At 55.8% G+C, this 16,910-nt stretch carries 13 protein-coding genes, 3 tRNA genes and 2 pseudogenes; 7 read left to right on the top strand and 11 right to left on the bottom strand.

Translation table 11 applies throughout. The features are described from left to right. The 3 genes from AC1RT2_RS28330 to AC1RT2_RS28320 form a co-directional block, all read right to left on the bottom strand. On the bottom strand, window positions 1-581 hold a 581-nt coding region (locus AC1RT2_RS28330; protein WP_493107330.1), incomplete at its 3' end, for a GTP-binding protein. Window positions 582-801: 220 nt separating this feature from the next. Beyond that, window positions 802-875, bottom strand: a tRNA-Gly gene (locus tag AC1RT2_RS28325). Between the two features lie 24 nt (window positions 876-899). After that, a tRNA-Tyr gene (locus AC1RT2_RS28320) sits at window positions 900-984 on the bottom strand. A gap of 292 nt (window positions 985-1,276) precedes the next feature. Here AC1RT2_RS28320 and rlmB point away from each other — a divergent pair. Next, the gene (gene rlmB / locus AC1RT2_RS28315) at window positions 1,277-2,152 is read left to right on the top strand and encodes a 23S rRNA (guanosine(2251)-2'-O)-methyltransferase RlmB (protein WP_493107328.1); all 876 of its coding nucleotides are present in this window, start codon (window positions 1,277-1,279) and stop codon (window positions 2,150-2,152) included. A gap of 73 nt (window positions 2,153-2,225) precedes the next feature. On the opposite strand, the gene AC1RT2_RS28310 is transcribed toward rlmB, so the two are convergent. Continuing rightward, window positions 2,226-2,849: an FMN-dependent NADH-azoreductase gene (locus tag AC1RT2_RS28310; RefSeq protein ID WP_493107327.1), complete on the bottom strand. Its 624-nt coding sequence runs from the start codon at window positions 2,847-2,849 to the stop codon at window positions 2,226-2,228. A gap of 130 nt (window positions 2,850-2,979) precedes the next feature. On the opposite strand from AC1RT2_RS28310, the gene AC1RT2_RS28305 reads away from it, so the two are divergent. The 6 genes and pseudogenes from AC1RT2_RS28305 to AC1RT2_RS28280 all read left to right on the top strand — a co-directional run bounded on the left by AC1RT2_RS28305 (window position 2,980) and on the right by AC1RT2_RS28280 (window position 8,232). Beyond that, the gene (locus tag AC1RT2_RS28305) at window positions 2,980-3,927 is read left to right on the top strand and encodes a LysR family transcriptional regulator (RefSeq protein ID WP_493107325.1); all 948 of its coding nucleotides are present in this window, start codon (window positions 2,980-2,982) and stop codon (window positions 3,925-3,927) included. A 52-nt stretch (window positions 3,928-3,979) separates the two neighbouring features. Beyond that, window positions 3,980-4,055 (top strand) — tRNA-Thr (locus tag AC1RT2_RS28300). An 883-nt stretch (window positions 4,056-4,938) separates the two neighbouring features. Continuing rightward, on the top strand, window positions 4,939-5,244 hold the full coding sequence (locus AC1RT2_RS28295) for a hypothetical protein (protein WP_493107323.1): 306 nt from the start codon (window positions 4,939-4,941) through the stop codon (window positions 5,242-5,244). A 79-nt stretch (window positions 5,245-5,323) separates the two neighbouring features. Beyond that, entirely contained in the window at window positions 5,324-7,078 is a 1,755-nt protein-coding gene (locus AC1RT2_RS28290) for an AIPR family protein (protein WP_493107321.1), read from the top strand. A 76-nt stretch (window positions 7,079-7,154) separates the two neighbouring features. Next, window positions 7,155-7,906: pseudogene (locus tag AC1RT2_RS28285) on the top strand (IS5 family transposase). A gap of 11 nt (window positions 7,907-7,917) precedes the next feature. Further along, the gene (locus AC1RT2_RS28280; protein ID WP_493107319.1) at window positions 7,918-8,232 is read left to right on the top strand and encodes a DUF6678 family protein; all 315 of its coding nucleotides are present in this window, start codon (window positions 7,918-7,920) and stop codon (window positions 8,230-8,232) included. A 128-nt stretch (window positions 8,233-8,360) separates the two neighbouring features. On the opposite strand, the pseudogene AC1RT2_RS28275 reads toward AC1RT2_RS28280, so the two are convergent. From AC1RT2_RS28275 to AC1RT2_RS28245, 7 genes and pseudogenes are all read right to left on the bottom strand, one after another. Beyond that, window positions 8,361-8,522 (bottom strand): annotated as a pseudogene (locus AC1RT2_RS28275) (IS3 family transposase); the annotation flags it as partial. An 87-nt stretch (window positions 8,523-8,609) separates the two neighbouring features. Next, window positions 8,610-10,232, bottom strand: coding sequence for a ParB N-terminal domain-containing protein (locus AC1RT2_RS28270; RefSeq protein ID WP_493107317.1), 1,623 nt, complete (start codon window positions 10,230-10,232; stop codon window positions 8,610-8,612). A 2-nt stretch (window positions 10,233-10,234) separates the two neighbouring features. Further along, complete coding sequence (locus AC1RT2_RS28265; RefSeq protein ID WP_493107315.1) at window positions 10,235-13,216, bottom strand: N-6 DNA methylase; 2,982 nt, start codon at window positions 13,214-13,216, stop codon at window positions 10,235-10,237. Window positions 13,217-13,783: 567 nt separating this feature from the next. Beyond that, a complete protein-coding gene (locus AC1RT2_RS28260; RefSeq protein ID WP_493107313.1) occupies window positions 13,784-15,274 on the bottom strand; it encodes a phage portal protein in 1,491 nt (496 codons plus the stop codon). A 118-nt stretch (window positions 15,275-15,392) separates the two neighbouring features. Continuing rightward, a complete protein-coding gene (locus AC1RT2_RS28255; protein WP_493107311.1) occupies window positions 15,393-15,617 on the bottom strand; it encodes a hypothetical protein in 225 nt (74 codons plus the stop codon). Between the two features lie 362 nt (window positions 15,618-15,979). Next, a complete protein-coding gene (locus AC1RT2_RS28250; RefSeq protein WP_493107310.1) occupies window positions 15,980-16,120 on the bottom strand; it encodes a hypothetical protein in 141 nt (46 codons plus the stop codon). Between the two features lie 20 nt (window positions 16,121-16,140). Further along, window positions 16,141-16,590 (bottom strand): phage tail tube protein, encoded by a 450-nt coding sequence (locus tag AC1RT2_RS28245; protein WP_493107308.1) that lies wholly within the window; start codon window positions 16,588-16,590, stop codon window positions 16,141-16,143. Window positions 16,591-16,910: the final 320 nt, after the last annotated feature.

The raw sequence follows: 16,910 nt of genomic DNA, 5'->3' as shown, positions 1-16,910 counted from the left end.
TCGACAGCAGCCATCAGCTCGCGGATCGCGTCTTCGCCGATCTTCTTGTCCGAATCTTCGAGAGCGGCCAGAGCCGAACCCTTGATGATCGGAATGTCGTCGCCCGGGAAGTCGTAGGACGACAGAAGTTCGCGAACTTCCAGCTCGACGAGCTCGAGAAGCTCGGCGTCGTCAACCTGGTCGACCTTGTTGAGGAACACAACGATAGCCGGAACACCAACCTGGCGAGCGAGCAGGATGTGCTCGCGGGTCTGCGGCATCGGGCCGTCAGCAGCCGAGCAGACCAGGATCGCGCCGTCCATCTGGGCAGCACCGGTGATCATGTTCTTGACGTAGTCGGCGTGGCCGGGGCAGTCGACGTGGGCGTAGTGACGGTTCGGCGTTTCATATTCGACGTGTGCCGTCGAAATGGTGATGCCGCGGGCCTTTTCTTCCGGGGCGGCGTCGATCTGGTCGTACGCCTTGTACTCGCCGAAATACTTCGTGATCGCTGCCGTCAGCGACGTCTTGCCATGGTCAACGTGGCCGATCGTGCCGATGTTTACGTGAGGCTTGTTGCGCTCGAACTTGCTCTTTGCCATGTCTTTATTTCCTACTGAACGAAAGTTGGGCTAACCGGCCCGTCCGGTTTGGCAGGCGTTTAAGGCTTTCGCAACGAATGCGCAAGCGCTAAATGCACGGGAAAATATGCCGGAAAGGGCCCGACGCGAGCCGGATTTCCGGAATATTGTGACGACGAATCGTTTTTTCAAGGCAGGGCCTTATGGCGAAACGCTGATTCTTCGTGTGAAGGCAAACATGTGGAGCGGGTAGCGGGAATCGAACCCGCGTATTCAGCTTGGAAGGCTGCTGCTCTACCATTGAGCTATACCCGCGGGGGTCTTGATCCAGTGACAGAATGGTGGAGGGAGTTGGATTTGAACCAACGTAGGCTGAGCCAACGGATTTACAGTCCGTCCCCTTTAACCACTCGGGCATCCCTCCATATTCTGTCGGGATCAAGCGACCAGTGTCGACCGGCGGGCAGTGCCTTGTGGGCGGCGCCTTCGATCTGGCGGCGTATATGACGGGCACAATTCATCCTGTCAACACGACGTCACGGAAAAAATTGCGAAAAACGTCATCATCCCCAGAGGGTAGCCGAAAGCGGCGCTTGCGATCCGCCTGACGCATGTGGCGGCTTTTCGGTTTTGCTCCCTCCCCGCGGGTTTTGTTTTTTGCGGCCGTTTGCGCAAAACCGCTGCACACTTTTGCGCGACATGCTTTATATGGCCGCATGAGCAAAGACGATACCGGCGGCAAGTCCGCAAAAGACACCCACTACGCCACCCTGCGCCGGGCGCACCGCGACCAGCGGCGTGAACGCGGCGAGATCCCGACACCCAAGGACGACCGCCGCCGCAAGCCGGCAGACGGCTGGAAGGCGCCGACGCTCGCCCCCGATCAGGTCTATCTCTACGGCCTGCACACGGTGCGCGCGGCCCTCGACAATCCCGAGCGGAAGATCATCAAGCTTTCGGTGAGCCTGAACGCCGCACAGCGGCTGGAATTGCCCGATTTTTCGACCCTGCCCTACCCCGTCGAAACCGTGCTGCCGTCGGATCTCGACAAGGTGCTCGGCCCGGAAGCCATCCACCAGGGCGTGATGCTCGAAACGCGGCCGCTGCCCGCCCGTCGACTGGAGGCGCTGAAGGACAGCCCGCTTCTGCTGGTGCTCGACCAGATAACCGACCCGCACAATGTCGGCGCTATCATGCGCTCCGCCGTCGCCTTCAATGCCGGCGCCGTCATCACGACACAGCGCCATTCGCCGACCGAATCGGGCGTGCTCGCCAAAACCGCCTCCGGCGCGCTGGAACTCATTCCCTATATCCAGGTCACCAATCTGGCAGACGCGATGGACGAACTCCACAAGCTCGGCTTCCTGACGATCGGCCTCGATTCGGAAGGCCCGGCGCCGCTCGAGGGCACGCTCTCGGGCAAACGCGTCGCGCTCGTCATGGGGGCCGAGGGCAAGGGGCTGCGCCAGAAGACGCGCTCCACTTGCAATGCGCTTGCCCGGCTCGACATGCCCGGAGCAATCAAGTCGCTCAACGTCTCGAACGCTGCGGCGATCGCGCTCTACGCCACACACCGGCACCTGTTCGGCTGAGCCATCGGAATTGGAAACGCAAAGGCCCGCCGGTTTTCGCCGGCGGGCCTTTGCGTGTCAGGGACTTTTTGGCTTAGCTGGCGAGGCGCAGGTTCGCGCGACCGGAAATGGTGCGCTCGGCTTCGGAAATCGCCTCGATCTTCGAATCGGGGCTGAGGTTCAGGCCTTCGGCGCGAACGATCTCGATATCCGTAATGCCGAGAAAGCCGAGCACGGCCTTCAGGTAGCTTTCCTGGTGGTCCATCACGGCAGCTGGGCCGGCGCTGTAATGGCCGCCACGGGTGGAAACGATGATGACCTTCTTGCCCTTGGCGAGACCTTCCGGGCCGTCCGCAGAATAGCGGAACGTCTTGCCGGAAACGGCGACGCGGTCGATCCAGGCTTTCAGCTGGCTCGGCAGGGAGAAATTGTACATCGGCACGCCGAGGATGATCGTGTCGGCGGCGAGGAATTCTTCGAGTGCGGCTGCACTTTCGGTATTGTCGGCGGCGATCTGCACATCGACATCTTCCGGCTTGGCATTGGCGGCCATCAGATGGGCGCCGGAAAGATGCGGCAGCGGATTGGCGACGAGGTCTCGGTAGGTAACGGTGACGCCGGCCTGCTCAGCCTTGATCTGCGCAGCGACGGCCGCGGTCAGGCGGCGGGATACGGAATGGTCTCCGAGAATGCCGGAGTCGATATGGAGGACGTTCATGGTTCAGCACCTTTGTTGTGTTTGGGTGCAAAACATATGATCCGAAAACAATCACCTGATTAGACGGCAAAAATCCAATTGACTGTTTCACGGGGGAAACAATAAATCAGGAAACCGTGGAGAGAACACCATGCAGGACCTGAACGATCTCGCCCTTTATACCGCCGTCGTGCGCCACAAGGGCTTTACCGCGGCGGCGAACGCACTGTCCGTGCCGAAATCCAAGATTAGCAAGCGCATCGCGGCCCTTGAGGAGCAGCTCGGCGTGCGCCTGATCGAGCGTTCGACGCGAAAGCTCTCCATCACCGACATCGGCCAGTCCTTCTATGAGCGCTGCGAGGCCGTGCTCTCCGGCGTGGAGGCAGCCGAGGCGGTCGTTGCGGTCGCCAAGGCGGAACCGGCGGGCATGGTACGCATGGCGATGCCGCCGGGGTTTGGCCCGGCCGTGTCGGATGTGCTGCCAAGTTTCATGAAGCGATATCCGCAGGTGCGCCTTTCCATCCTCACCACCGGCCGACCCGTCGATCTCATCGAGGAGCGGATCGATGTCGCGTTGCGTGTGCGGGACGGCTATGACACCGACCAGTCCCTGATCGTGCGCCGATTCGGCGGCACGCGACGCTATCTCGTGGCAAGCCCGGACTTCCTGGAGCGTTTCGGCCCCATCGAACTCGACACGATCGGTCGCGTTCCAACACTCTCCATGCAGGAAAACGATATCAGGGCAATCTGGACGCTCTACAACGCCGACGGCGCGGTGCACGACGTCGCCCATTCACCGGTGCTCATGTGCTCCGATTTCAGCGTGCTGGAGCGCGCGGCCACCGCCGGTGTCGGCCTCGGCCTCCTGCCGGAAATCATCGCCGAACGCGGCTTCCGCACCGGCTTCCTGTCGCCCGTCCTGCCGGACTGGAGCAGCGCAGAATCCACCGTCCACGCCGTCTTCACCGCCCGCCACGGCATGCTGCCGGCGGTGCGCGCCCTCATCGACCACCTCGCCGAAAACCTGCCGCGCTCCATGCTGCGCTGCAAGGAAATCCTGCCCAAAACCCCATCCGAAAGCAACTGGTCGATCTGAACCACCCTTTTCGCTTTACAGCGGCGAAAAATATGCTAACTCCACGCCATGTGCCCTTATAGCTCAGTTGGTAGAGCACCTGATTTGTAATCAGGGGGTCCCGGGTTCGAGTCCTGGTGGGGGCACCAACAAATTCAAGGGGTTAGGGTCATTCCTAACCCCTTTTTCATGTCGCAAGGCAAATTTCGCATTCCCCAGCATTCCCGGCCTTTTCCCGCGTTTTCCGGGAGTTGCCGGCGACTCCGTGCAACATAGATGCAACATGAGGCTGGTGGCTTTGATGCGACCTCGCCCACGTGGCCGAATTGGTTCCACCGTCGCTGTGCGGCCCGTTGGGCCTTGCGGGCTGCGCCCTTGACTGCCCGCGCACTGTACCCTTGCCCAGCTTTGCCGTCCCCTCCCGTGTCAAAATTCACCAAGGTGATTTGCGCCACAGCCGACCGACGCTAACCTCGGCCGAAAAAAACCGCCGTCCATTGCTGGATAGCGGTTTCAATCCTCGACCATCCCCCGAGCGGCGTGCCGTCCAGAGCGTGACGTAAGCGGCAAGGAGACCCATCTGACGCTTCTGATTCCGGCCGTTTTTGCGGTCAATTCCGGTCACACTTATAACCCAGGACGATCGGAAAACTGCCATCGCTCGTGGTAGGCGATACGTCCGAAAGGGTTCTGTCCGCTGCATCGCCTAACCGATCAAGAAGTTCGAGTTTTACGGGCGTGCCAAATACTGCGGAAGAGGAAAACCGCAAAGGTATACCCCTGCGGACACCCCCTCATCCCCCGGCTTATGTCCTCTCGACTAGGATGAAAGCTCATAAGGTAAAATTGCGCGCCTTGCCTGGAGCGTATTGAATGCCCTGAACCGGTGATGTTCCATGAGGAAGTTGGCTGTACAGGGCAGCTTAAATACCCTCTCGTAAAAACTTCTAGTTTTCTCAGGTGCGCAATGTATGACTGCATGATCTGATATATGCGCTTACTAAGAGCATTTCGTATGAAAGGGCAGCCGCAATGACTGACATCACAACTCATTTTCAGAATCAGGTCTGGCGGGTACAGAAAATGGAGGGCCACACCGTTGTATCCCAAGAATTTCTTCCTTTTGGCAAGGCGTCCGAGGAAAACATATTGCGCCGACTGGAAGAGCGAGCAATAAAAGAGCTGACGCTGAGAGAAATCCGTGACGCGCCGCAATTGTTTCAGGCAGGAGACATGACAGGCAACGGAAAACGGCTCATCTATACGAATGGAGAAAACCCTTATCATATTGAAAGCCTGTGGCGTTCGGACGAGCTAGATATCAAGCTACCGGAATAACCAGCAGTGTACTACTATTTGCTTTAATCTGGCGTATCGTTCGTCGCACTTCATCGCACTGTCTGTTTGGGAAATAATAATGTACGATTTTATAAAGGCTCAGATTTCCAACGAGTATTTCCAGCAGAGATTCCCTAATGACGGCCAGCGTTTCGTAGCGTGGTATCTTCGAAACATCCTCTTCCGAGACATGAATGAAACCCGTGACGACATTACCGATGGCCCAGACGACAAGCAGATAGACGCTGTTATTGTTGATGACGACAAGCAGCTAATACGTATTGTACAAGGTAAGTTCATTGGGGGGGGCCGTGTCGATGCCGAGCCGTTGCGTGAAGTCTTATCGTCATGGCTTCAAATCAAAAACCTCGCACGACTTCAAAACGTCGCCAATCAAAAGCTGGCTAGGAAGCTTCCGGAACTGGCAGCAGCTCTTGAGGAGGATTACGAGGTCTCGTTCGAGCTGATAACTACGGGGATACTTACAGAGGCAGCCCAACATGATCTGTTGGCGTTCCAAGAAGAGTTAGCAAAACTCAGTGAGAATGAGGCATTCGACGCAACCATTCACGTAATTGACGGCGACGAACTGAGGCGGCGCTACGACTACGCTATTGAGGCTGACAATCCGAGCATAAACTACAAGCTTCCCCTCTCCGGCGTTAAGCACATGTATCACGAGATAGCTGGTACACCTGTCCTAATAGCAGCACTACCACTTAAAGAGTGCGTAAAGCTTCCGGGCATCAAGGACGGCACCCTGTTTCAAAAGAACGTGCGTCAGAGCCTCGGATCGAGCAATGCGGTCAACAAGGGGATCAGAAGTTCGATACTTGGTGACAAGCGCAGTGATTTCTTTTTCTTCCATAATGGCGTTACCGCTCTCTGCAACAAGATGGAACTAGCTGGCGACACACTATCATTATCGGGCTTAAGCATCGTCAACGGTTGCCAGTCTTTGAATACAATCCTGTCGTGCAGCGAGACCGTCAAAAAAGTTGATGACGCCTTCATCCTGTTTCGGTTCTACGAGATACCTCAGCGTGACAGAGCCGACAAAATCTCAATCTACACCAACTCGCAGAGCGCGGTAAAAGCCAGAGACCTGCGAAGCAATGACAAACGGGTGCTATCTATTAAGAAGGCCTACGAGCTTAGGTATCCTAGCGGCTATTTCATCACAAAGCGGGGCGAAACGGCTCCAGCAGACAAGAACAGGGACCATGTTGTAGAACTTTCGTCCTTTGCAAAGAACCTCGTTGCGTGGCAGACCTTGCGGCCAAATCTGTCTTACGGCGAAACAAAAATCTTCGACAAATATTTTGAAACACTATTCAGAAACAAAGAAATCCCGCCTGAAAGTGTCTTCGCGCTGAATGCATGGATGAACGAAGTTCAAGATAATTGGGTGCCGGAAAACCCTCTCAGCTTGAACGAGACGCTCCTCGCGATGAAGGCCTATGCACCTTTCCATCATCTGTATGCTGTAGCTATGTGCTTTTCAATTTCCAGTAACCAGCCGGATCGTGTTCCCAATGCGAGCAAATCATTAGAAGCAGCCCAACGAAACAACATGGTGAGCGAGATCGTCAAAGTGGCTGGTCTATGCTTGAACATGGCGCTGGAGACGGCCGCAAACGAGCCTCAAGTTGGCAATCGCGTATTCAGTCCGCAAAACTGGGTTAAATCGAAAGCCTGCCTAGCGGGCATCAACGGCGCGGTTAGGCAGTACTTCAAGATGACTTTGCCGATGCTGCCGGATGTAAGGAAGCGAATGGAGGAAGCAACCCTCCTGCCTGTCGAGGCATTCGAGTACCGTCTTTCAGCGGACTAGGGTCAAAACCTAATCAACCTATTGAGGAACGTTGGCTTTCCTGATTCACTGCCGGGCATTGATCAGGAGGAGCGATATGGCTTTGTTTTGGCTGTCGGACCAAGAGTGGGCAACGATGGAGCCGCACTTGCCCAAAAACCAGTCAGGTGCGCGCCGGGTGGATGACCGTCGGGTGATTTCGGGCATCATCCACGTTTTGAAGGTTGGTTGTCGCTGGTGTGATTGCCCGGTCGACTATGGCCCGCCGACGACGGTATATAATCGCTTCAATCGTTGGTCGCGGCGAGGCTTTTGGCTAAAGTTGCTCGATGCGATGGTGCAGACCGGCGCGGTGACGAAGAGCACGGCCATCGACAGCACCTATGTCAAAGCCCAGCGGGCGGCATTTGGGGCAAAAGGGGGCGGCAAGAACAGGCCATCGGCCGGTCGCGCGGCGGCTGGACGACCAAGATCCACGTGCTCACCGACGTGATTGGCCGCCCGTATGCCCTTATACTCACAGCAGGAAACGTCAGTGATGTAAAAGCGGCTCCAGTCTTGCTCGAACGCGCTGGCCCAATGCGTTACCTGTTGGGAGACAAAGGGTATGACGCTGACAAATTGCGCTACGCGCTGCGAACGAACAAATGCACACCAGTCATTCCTGGTCGGCGCAACCGAAAAAAGCCTGTTCGCTATGACCAGCAGCGATATCGGGCGCGGCATCTGATCGAGAACGCCTTTTGCCGCCTCAAAGATTTTCGTCGTGTCGCCACCCGATACGACAAATTGGCCACCAACTTCCTATCGGCAGTGTCGCTGGCTGCCATGATATCATTCTGGCTTTGAAAGGAAGCGTCATGCTCAACCCAGTGATGAACAACACAAAATGGAACGAACTCAGGTTGGAGATGTATGCGCTAACGCCGACCCCGGCGTGGAGCACACTTTCCACGAACGGCTACAATTACGGGCCTGATCGGGAATGGTTCCACCACTTTAGGGCGGGCGGTTACGAAGACATTGTCCACGTCGATATTCACGTCGAAACACCCACTCAGCGTGAACTTGTCAGATCCGCACTCAGGAAAGTTCATGTTCCGGGCGAGGAAACGCCCGAAGGTTTTCGTGTGTTCGGCTATCTTCAGGATAGCCAAGGCGCCGACTACATTTGATGCCTGCGGGCGGGACTAATTGAGTCTCGACCCTAGTTACGGTTCACTCGGAATGCCTTTCACTTCGTCTGGTACTTTGCCAAGCACTAGCACGCGGAATGGCCCCGAGTTTCGCGGACACCCTCTGGTCACATCTTCTGCTGCTTCTTACTCCACGGGCGACAGTATCCTGTTTCCAACGTCTTGCGTTTCGGGTTGTAGAACATCTCGATGTAATCAAACCCATCCTAGCGTGCTTTATCGCGTGAGCGGTACGCTCTGAGGCGTATTCGCTCTCGCTTCAGAAGATGATCGCGATTACCGTCTACGCCGAACGTCATCACCGGCCAAGCCGAGGGATTGAAGCCCCATACTCGGGTGGCGAAAAGCCTCATGTCCTACCCCGCCAACGGTGCCCCTGAGTCCCGCAAGATTGCTTCGATTTCTGCGCCGATCCTGTTCGGGATTTCCGCTGCTTGTGTGATCTGGACATATTTGAAAGTGTTCAGGTCAAACGGCACCCGGTCGGCTTCGTTCTTTGGCTCAAACAGGAAGATGAGTTTGTTTTGCTCGTGATGCTTGAGCGCGTAGCCTGCTTCAATGAACACGTTAGGACGCTGGCCTGTTAGATCGCAAATGATGATGTCGGCTGAAGCTATCGCCTCATACATCTTGGAATGAATTGGGAAGGTGCCGCCTTCTTCGGTTCCCATGTCCACAAGTTCCAACGAAATTCCGTGCGCTGCGAGCACATTTTCCAAGGTTTGATGTAGTTGTTCAAGGCGGAGGTTTGCGCGATTGAAAGCGCCGTCCGGCGCATCTTGGGCTGGATACCAGCGCGCCAGAAAGACCCGTTTCGGGATCCTTAGCTGCGCAGCCTTGAACGTCTCCAAAAGCTGTTCGGCGGGTGACAGCCGGTTCAGAAGGCTTGTAATTCCTTGTCCGCCAAGCCAATGCCCAAGGTGGTCAAGAACCGCGACCGACGCCAACACCTTCTGTTCGTGGTTGTCGCCGGGTACTTCCTTCCAAACACGCGCGGCAAGTTCGAAGAAGCCGTATGTCCGGCAAAGCGAGGGGTGGTTCACGGTAAGGCGTATCGCGATTTCCGAAAGACCAGCGAAGAGGTCTTCGGCAAACGCCGCTAGCGTTGGGCGATCTTGGGCAATCGCCGGGTCCATCGCAATGAGGTTGCGGGCCGACTCCCAAAGTGCCGTAAGTGGCCGCTCGCCGAACTTCGCACGCGTCGGTGCTGCTAAACCTTTGAGGCGTTCGGAAAGCAACCTCGTGAGGTGCAAATCGGGGCTATAGGCGAACTCATTGTCGGGCAACATCGCGTGGGCCGGATTTTGCCCAAGAAGTAGCTGAAGACCGTGTTCCGACTCCAAAGGAAGGGCGGTGCTGTTGATCGTATGGAAGATCAAGGATTCCGCAAAGTCGTCCGCGTCATTGGCTGCATCGCCAAGAAGGATCATGCAGAACGGGGCTAAGTACTTTGTCGGTGTGTTGGCGTCTTCGACTAGCTGTTCTGCCAAATGTAACCGGTGGTTCCCGTCAATTCGCCGTACAAGCTTGTCGCTTTTGATCGCTTCAAGTTGGCTACGGGCGACGCGCACCCGCTGAATGCGGCTTGTCTTGTTTGAGTGGCGACGACTGATCTGAACCGGACTGCCAGCGGGGCTAGTTGCACCGAACACGGTTTCCCCCAGCCCCAATTCATCCTGCCCAACTTCCCCACGCGCTGTTTCCAAACGGACCGGGGACCGGACAGAAAGGATGACCTCAGGCAGGAAGCGGCTTTCGCTTTGCTCAAGGTATTTCTTGATATCTTCGGCGTGCTTTTCAGATTCTGACCTTTGGTGGCCTACGACACCGGCACCCGCTGGTCCCGCTTCCATCTTGTATGGTACAGACACGGCGGCCAAGTCGCGAAGGTCTGCGTAGCCACGGATGATCCTGAAAATGCCAAGGACGCCTTCTGCAAACAGACCTTCGAATTCAATGTATTGCTTGCCGCGTAACACCCTTAATTCTCCACGATTCTCGTCCGAGAAAGCAACTTACCCAGCATTTCCGCCTCCAAAGATCGCAACCTTTCACGCGCCATCCTAATCTGCTCTAAATACTCATGACGTGCTTCTAATTCCGCGCGCTGCTTTTCTTCAGAAATGTGGGGAATTCGAATTTCAGCGAGATTGCTAAAGTACATCCGTTGCTTTACGCCGCCGACGCGGTTTATCGAAACAAGTGACAAGAAATAGGGAGACTTTATTAGAATCTCCATATATTCCGGTATGTAGCCCCGTTTGATTCTCCAAACTTGATACTCCGGGCTTGTAATCGCATCTTCTGGGACTTCGGGAACCCTACCAAGCGATCCCACATTTGCGCGCGTTGGATTGTGAAAGAACCAGTCCTTCTTGATAACCTTGTAGGGGGAGTTGAAGTCAGAGCCGCGTTGAAGTCCGTTTAAGAATACACCCTCGGAGTTGTTCACCCCATAGACTGGCCACTCTTTATTTGGAATATCGAATGGCCGCACCGTTTCGGTGCATTCTTCGATATAGTCACCGAGTCTAACAAATGTAGGGTTCGCTTGAATGAAGGATGCCGCCCTTCCGGATTTGATATCCCATTGACTAGACTGTGCGTAGTTGGCCGACAAAGGGTTCTGTTCGGTTAGCTCCTCTATCTTCCCAATTTCTCTAACCGCCACGCTTTCTTGGTGAGAAGTCGATGCGCTGGTGGTCGCTTCTCTGGCCTCAGACTGTCTAAACAATTCCAAGCAGGTCTTGTCGATATGCATTGGCTGGCGTGTGTTCGGGTAAAGTTCGTTCTCATTTTCTTCGCCGGTAGCGGAAATTCCGACATGGTCGGCTTCGTACATAAAGATGGAATATGGAAACCGACTTTTTGCCAATTGTCGGGCTTCAGCTATTTTCAAGCCTTCCATTCGGCTTATGTACTCTCGCAATTCCTTTTGTAGGGTGGTCCGTTCTTCCCGGTTCCCACTGCCCTTGGCAGCTATAATTGCGGCGTCAATGCGCGACCGCTCGGCGGCGATGTCCGGGGCATACTTGCTTTCAATTTCTTTAGTAGCCGTCTCCCGAATCGCCGAAAACTTCTCTTCTTCTTCGACTGTGAATTTCTGTAGAAAGAGCAACGAGCACTTCACGCTTGCGCCTGAGCTAATGAAGGTTTCCGGCGGCAGACTTATTACCGCACGTAGGAAGGCGCGGTCTTCTGTGAACTCACGGACGCGGGCAAGAGAGGGGTTGTTGAAGATGCCTTCGGGCAAGACGATGCCCATGCGTCCGCCGGGCTTCAGAAGGTCCAAGCATCGTTCGATGAACAGGAGTTCAGTCTTAATCTTGGACTTTTCGTTCGCGGGCAGCTTGAACAGGCTGGCAATCGGTTTGTTGACATGCGCTTTCACGCGCTCCTGAGATTCGCGGTAAAGCTCGCCGTATTCGTCCAGATACCTGCGTTCCGCAGCAGGCGAGACTTCGATTTCAGAAGGTAGGATTTTGTCGCTGGGTTCGACGTTCGCGCCGAACGGCGGGTTCGTCAGGATGATGTCGAACCGTCCTTCAAAAATGCCATTGACATTCAGGAAGCCGTCATGGTGATGAACACCACCATGCCCGTCCCCGTGCATGATCATGTTCATTTTGGACGTACGGGCCATGCGGTCGTTAGCGTCCGTTCCGTAGATGCATCGGTTTGACAGCTTCCAAAGACGCGATCCTGGCACGCTTTGGTCAATGTCGCGTTGTATCTTTTCGTACTTGGCCTTCAGCTTCTTGGCCCGGTCTTCTTCGCTCAGCGACTTGTCGCCTTCAATCGCGTCCTTGAACTCGTTGTATTCCCGATCAGCGTCAGCCAAAATCTTCTCGCGGACGATCTCAAAGACACGAATGAGGAATCCGCCGGATCCGCTCGCGGGGTCACAGACGATTTCGCCTTCTTTCGGGTCCATCATGTGAACCATGAATTCCACGATGGTTCGCGGGGTGAAGAACTGCCCGATTTCACCCCGGAAGGTGCGGCCAAGGAAGCGTTCGAACGCTACACCCTTAACGTCTTCGCTCGTATCCGAAAGATTGTACTTTTCAAGCTTGCGAACGATCTCTTCGCCGGTTGCGGGCTTGAGATTGATCCTTTCGTCGACATCAAAAATCTTGTCGGTGGAATAGTGTGCCTTGGTTTGCTGAAAAAGGTTGTCCAGTGGGTTTTCTGCGATCTGGCCCTTGAGCACGTCAACCGTAAACAGGTTCGTCTTGCTGCGCCGTGTCAGGAGTTGCCGTTCTACATAGACCTTTGTGAACAGCACCTTCGCGATTTCGTCGAAGGCCGCAGCCGGGTCCTTCTTTTCTCGATTCCGAATGATGTTGTGGCATTGGTGCAAAAGGTCCGCGAACTCCTTTTCCTTGAAGGCGCGAAGCTTGTTCAGAAGCTCTTCAATGTCCTTCTCCGACGCATCCCCGTGGGGAATATTTTCAATCTCTTCTGTGTAACCGGGAACCTTGTCCTTCTTGACGCGCCAATATCTCGTTTCGCGGGAATTGTGCGTGACGAAGAAAGGTGCGCCGACGATACGAGCGTAATTCTCCCCTTGGCTATAATCCGCTGGCTTGATCGTCACATTGTCTGACTTACATTCGACGATGATGAAAGGGGCGTTTTCGTCCAACTTGTCTTGTTCAGTTCGCCATAGAACAAAGTCGGCGCGGGCGCTTGCGCTGCCACGTCCGGTTATATCCATCTCTTCAGAAATTTGCTCTAGGGAAAATTGGTACTCGTTTACAAGGACAAGAAGATAATCTTGTCGAACTGTTTCTTCCGGCGTCTCCACAAGCCATTTCTTGCGAACGTGGCTGTAGATTTTGCCTTTTCCGTCTCGGTTAATATCTATTATTGTCATTACTTGCTCTAGGTCTTCTCGCTGTGTGGGCTCACTGCCGTCGCGTTTCCTTGTTTTCTTAACTGCGCCGAAGTCTGCTGTCACGCCTCCGGTAGCTGTTGCGCACTTTTTCAACCTGTGCAATGCAGAGACGCAAAAAGGGAGACATTGTGTCTACCTCGCCGCTAGCCGGATTAAAAGAATTCAAGGCCTTAAGCGAATGGTGGCCGCTCTCTCATCGCCCACAATAGCCCCATCCTATTTTCTGCATTTCCAGTCCCACCGATAGCTCGTGGTTCCGCATCTATCGCTGCGACGATGATCGTCCGTGCCTCTTGCGTGCTTCCCGATCCTGTACGACGCAGCCCCAAAAGGGGGACATTGTGTTCCCCTAGTTATCCCTGGAAGCCCGGTTTCTAAGGCTTTGTAGCGATGGTGGGCGCTCCCTCCGGGCAAAACAAGAATTTGTCGCCAACTCGTTCATTTGCTGCCAGGGCCGCACCGTGAGGACATCGCCACTCCTGCTCCCCTTTTCGACTACCCCCAAGGCCGGTGTGACATTTCCATCCGAGTAAAAGAATCGCGTACGAATAGTTCACAAATCGCTGACCGCACACGAAAAAGCCCGCCAATCCGGTCAGGGACTAGCGGGCTTATGTCTCGGCAGGCTGGTTATGCGGCCTTAGCGTCATTCTCGAAGCTCTTGGAAAGCGCGGCCATGACGTTCTGCGCTAACGCCGGACTGGTCTTCTCCAGCGCGTCGGCGACCATATCAAGCGCAAGCTCGAAGCTCTCCGCCGTCAACACCGCCTTCTTTCCGTCGTCAGCCGTGGCAGGAACGGGGTCAGCGGCCGGGGCAGGCTTGTTGCGCTCCCATGGGTCCGGGAGCGCATCACGCTTTGCCAGCGCCGAAACGGAATAGTTCTGCTCCTGCATGTAGGCCGTATCGCCGCCTTCCATGGGCTCATAACCGAGAGGCTTACGGGCTTCATCCAGTTTCAGGATACCTGACTTTGTGCCGACGCTAAGGACTTCCATTTGCGTTTTGCTATCCATGCGAAGCAAGGTGTCAATATCGAATTCCACGCCATCGCGCGCCGACAGTCCCAAGCCTTGATCCAAGCAAATTTCGAAGGCTTCAAGGAGAACCTGAAGGCACTGCGAATAATATTGCTGGTTGACTGCCTGCACGTTGCCATAAGCCGGGGGATCGCCGTAGCCAATCATATAGGGCGGCACCTTGAACGCCATACAAATAGTCTGCACCGTCCAATTAAGCTGCTCAATAAGCTGGCTGTCAGCACTGGTCATGGCTGCACGGGCGAATGTCATCCCGTCACCAAGTACCGCAACTCTGCCGGTTCCCTTCTCGCCGGTATAGTTGTCTTCCCAATGCTTCTTAAGCTGGTCCGCATGCTCATTGCTGATAGCGCCCGGTGCCGTAAGGATGCCCGTTGCTACCGAACCATTGCCAAAGAACTTGGTGCTGCTGCGCTGGATCGCGAGGCCCTGTCCCGCCGCCACCGCACAAGCCCAAAGCGGCGAAATGCCGACAAGCGGGTGATAAAGGCAGTTGTGCCGGTCGTGGATGATTTCCGAAGCCGGAACCATGACAGACGCCTTCACGCCGGAAAGATTGTCTTCCGAAAGTTCGTAAAACACCATGCCCATATCCGAAACCATCGGCTTTACCCGGTTTGGATCAAGCACACGCAACGCTTTTACCGCACTTGTTGCCGGATCACGCTCGACAAGCACGTAGGCATTGCCGGTTGTCAGCTTGGACAAAATCCAGTTCTCGACAAACTGCATGCGGTTTTGGTGCGGGTTTGGCCAGTCTAGGAGCGTTTCAAGCCCGATATCGATTACAGGCACCCAAACGCCGGAACGCTTCTGTATGGCCCGCAATGGCAGCTTAGCAACGTCCGACGCAATGAGCGACAGGCAGGCGAAGACAGGGGAATATCCCGCTACATCCTCTGTGCTGGCCTCAATACCGCGCTGCCAATCGCCGGGGTTATATTCCCGAGGCCAGCCTATGCCATTTCCGGCCGGTCTCCCTGAAATGCCAAGCCGCTTCAGCATGCCGCCGATGATACCGCCCGCGCCGGCCTTGGTGCCTGCTTTGGCTCTGGTTGTGTTTGCGTATCTACTCCCGTTCATGTTGTTTCCTTTCATATTGTTTGGTCCCGGCAGAGGCAGTTGGTGCAATCCGTAACGCTGACTGCCGCGCCCTTGCGGGCTTGCCCGCTTCCCGCCCCTGCCGGGCTCTGGGGTTGATTTAGCAGGCGCGAGGGCCAAATGTGCCGGCAATGGCCTTAGCCTGCTGCAAACGGATACTGACGGCCTGCATTTCCGCCGCCGACCTGCGCACTTCCGCATGTTCAAGGCCCGTAAGCAGCCGGCCCGCTGCTGCTGCCTTGGCGGCGATGGCCTGTATGCGGCTTGCTATTGCCGCGTGCTCCGCTTCAATACACGCTACTTTTGCCTGCAAATGGTTCGACATAGTGTGTTCCTTTCTCTGTTTTTGACTGCGCAAGGCCGGGTTTCGGTGATGATGGCCGCTCTTGCCGCCATATCTGCTCGCCTGCGCGTTTCTGTGGTGTTGTTGATATATTCAGCCGCCAAGGCAAACACGTCTCAGCAGTCTTCTACGAGCGATTTAGAGGGTGCCGTTTCAGGGGTGCTGTTTTGAGGATCGCGTGCATTATATTGCACTTGCCCCTAAAACTCTCATTTTGCAGAAATGCGTCATTTGCAGTCCCGCCGGCCCTTCGCCATGCAACCGCTTTCAACGTTGCGAGGCCCCCCTGCCCTGCCCTGCCCTGCCGGGGGTGGCGGGGCATGTGCTGCCCCTGCCATGCCCTGCTAGACCGCCTTGCGCTGCCGTTCGATGGCCTCTTTGAACATCGCAGCAATCTCTGCCTGCCGCCCGCTGTAGACCGGCTGGATGCCTGCTGCCTGCTCACTGCGATATTTCGCAAAGGCAAGCTCGATCATCTCCCGCATGCTTTTCTCTGCCTCAGCCATCATGGAACAACCGGGGCGATAACCTGCGCCAGTTCGCCGTCGCTCTGCATTTCGACCGTGAGGTTAACGCGGCCACCCTGCTCAGCATCGATATTCAGGTTTGCGAGGTGCATCAGGCCGGTCCAAGTGATGGTTTCGGTCTTCAGCGTGAGGACGATCTTGACCGGCGTGGGCTCAGTCGAGTTGTAGGCAGCAAGCCAATCCTTGATACTCTCAGCAGCAAGAACGCCCTCACCATTGACGGCAGCGGAAAGGCTGGTCACGTCGCGGCCCACCCACGACGCCGCGTCGGGCGCATCGCAGTCGGGAATGACAACCTCATTCAAATCCTTGGAAAGCTGCAATGCCTTGGACGTGAAACCGCAAGGTGCCGTGTAGGTGATAGCACCCGCGCCCTTGCCAAGCATGATTGCGAACATGCCGAAACGTGCAGTAGTTGGCTTAGCCATATCTAATATTCTCCTTCTCGTTGCGCAGCCGTCGCACCATTGCGCCGTTCTGCTTTGTGCCCATGCCCGGCCGTCTCCTTTCCGATACCCGCACAATCGCCCACCGTTCGCCGTCCAGCGCATTCAAGCACCGGGGCTATGTCATTGGGGCATCCGTCACCAAGTCGTCGCTGCTGCGCGCCTATCGGCCTGCACTACCGCGCCTGCGGCTTGGTGCTTCCCGCGCTTCGCTTGATGGGATTGAAATGTGCTTTGGGCTTGAGCCGGCCGGTATTTGCAAGCGCATCCCTAGGGCCTGCCGTGCGCCTGTCTGGTATCTG

It is taken from the genome of Shinella sp. GW821-FHT11G07 (assembly GCF_058808115.1).
The sequence above is the reverse complement of the archived record's forward strand: the minus strand, read 5'-3'. Positions and strand labels throughout refer to the sequence as shown.

Bases quoted from the DNA above. Each gene is read 5' to 3' on its own strand.
- rlmB (WP_493107328.1), top strand. From the start codon at position 1,277: ATGAGCAAAGACGATACCGGCGGCAAGTCCGCAAAAGACACCCACTAC.
- AC1RT2_RS28310 (WP_493107327.1), bottom strand. From the start codon at position 2,849: ATGAACGTCCTCCATATCGACTCCGGCATTCTCGGAGACCATTCCGTA.
- AC1RT2_RS28305 (WP_493107325.1), top strand. From the start codon at position 2,980: ATGCAGGACCTGAACGATCTCGCCCTTTATACCGCCGTCGTGCGCCAC.
- AC1RT2_RS28295 (WP_493107323.1), top strand. From the start codon at position 4,939: ATGACTGACATCACAACTCATTTTCAGAATCAGGTCTGGCGGGTACAG.
- AC1RT2_RS28290 (WP_493107321.1), top strand. From the start codon at position 5,324: ATGTACGATTTTATAAAGGCTCAGATTTCCAACGAGTATTTCCAGCAG.
- AC1RT2_RS28280 (WP_493107319.1), top strand. From the start codon at position 7,918: ATGCTCAACCCAGTGATGAACAACACAAAATGGAACGAACTCAGGTTG.
- AC1RT2_RS28260 (WP_493107313.1), bottom strand. From the start codon at position 15,274: ATGAACGGGAGTAGATACGCAAACACAACCAGAGCCAAAGCAGGCACC.
- AC1RT2_RS28255 (WP_493107311.1), bottom strand. From the start codon at position 15,617: ATGTCGAACCATTTGCAGGCAAAAGTAGCGTGTATTGAAGCGGAGCAC.
- AC1RT2_RS28250 (WP_493107310.1), bottom strand. From the start codon at position 16,120: ATGCGGGAGATGATCGAGCTTGCCTTTGCGAAATATCGCAGTGAGCAG.
- AC1RT2_RS28245 (WP_493107308.1), bottom strand. From the start codon at position 16,590: ATGGCTAAGCCAACTACTGCACGTTTCGGCATGTTCGCAATCATGCTT.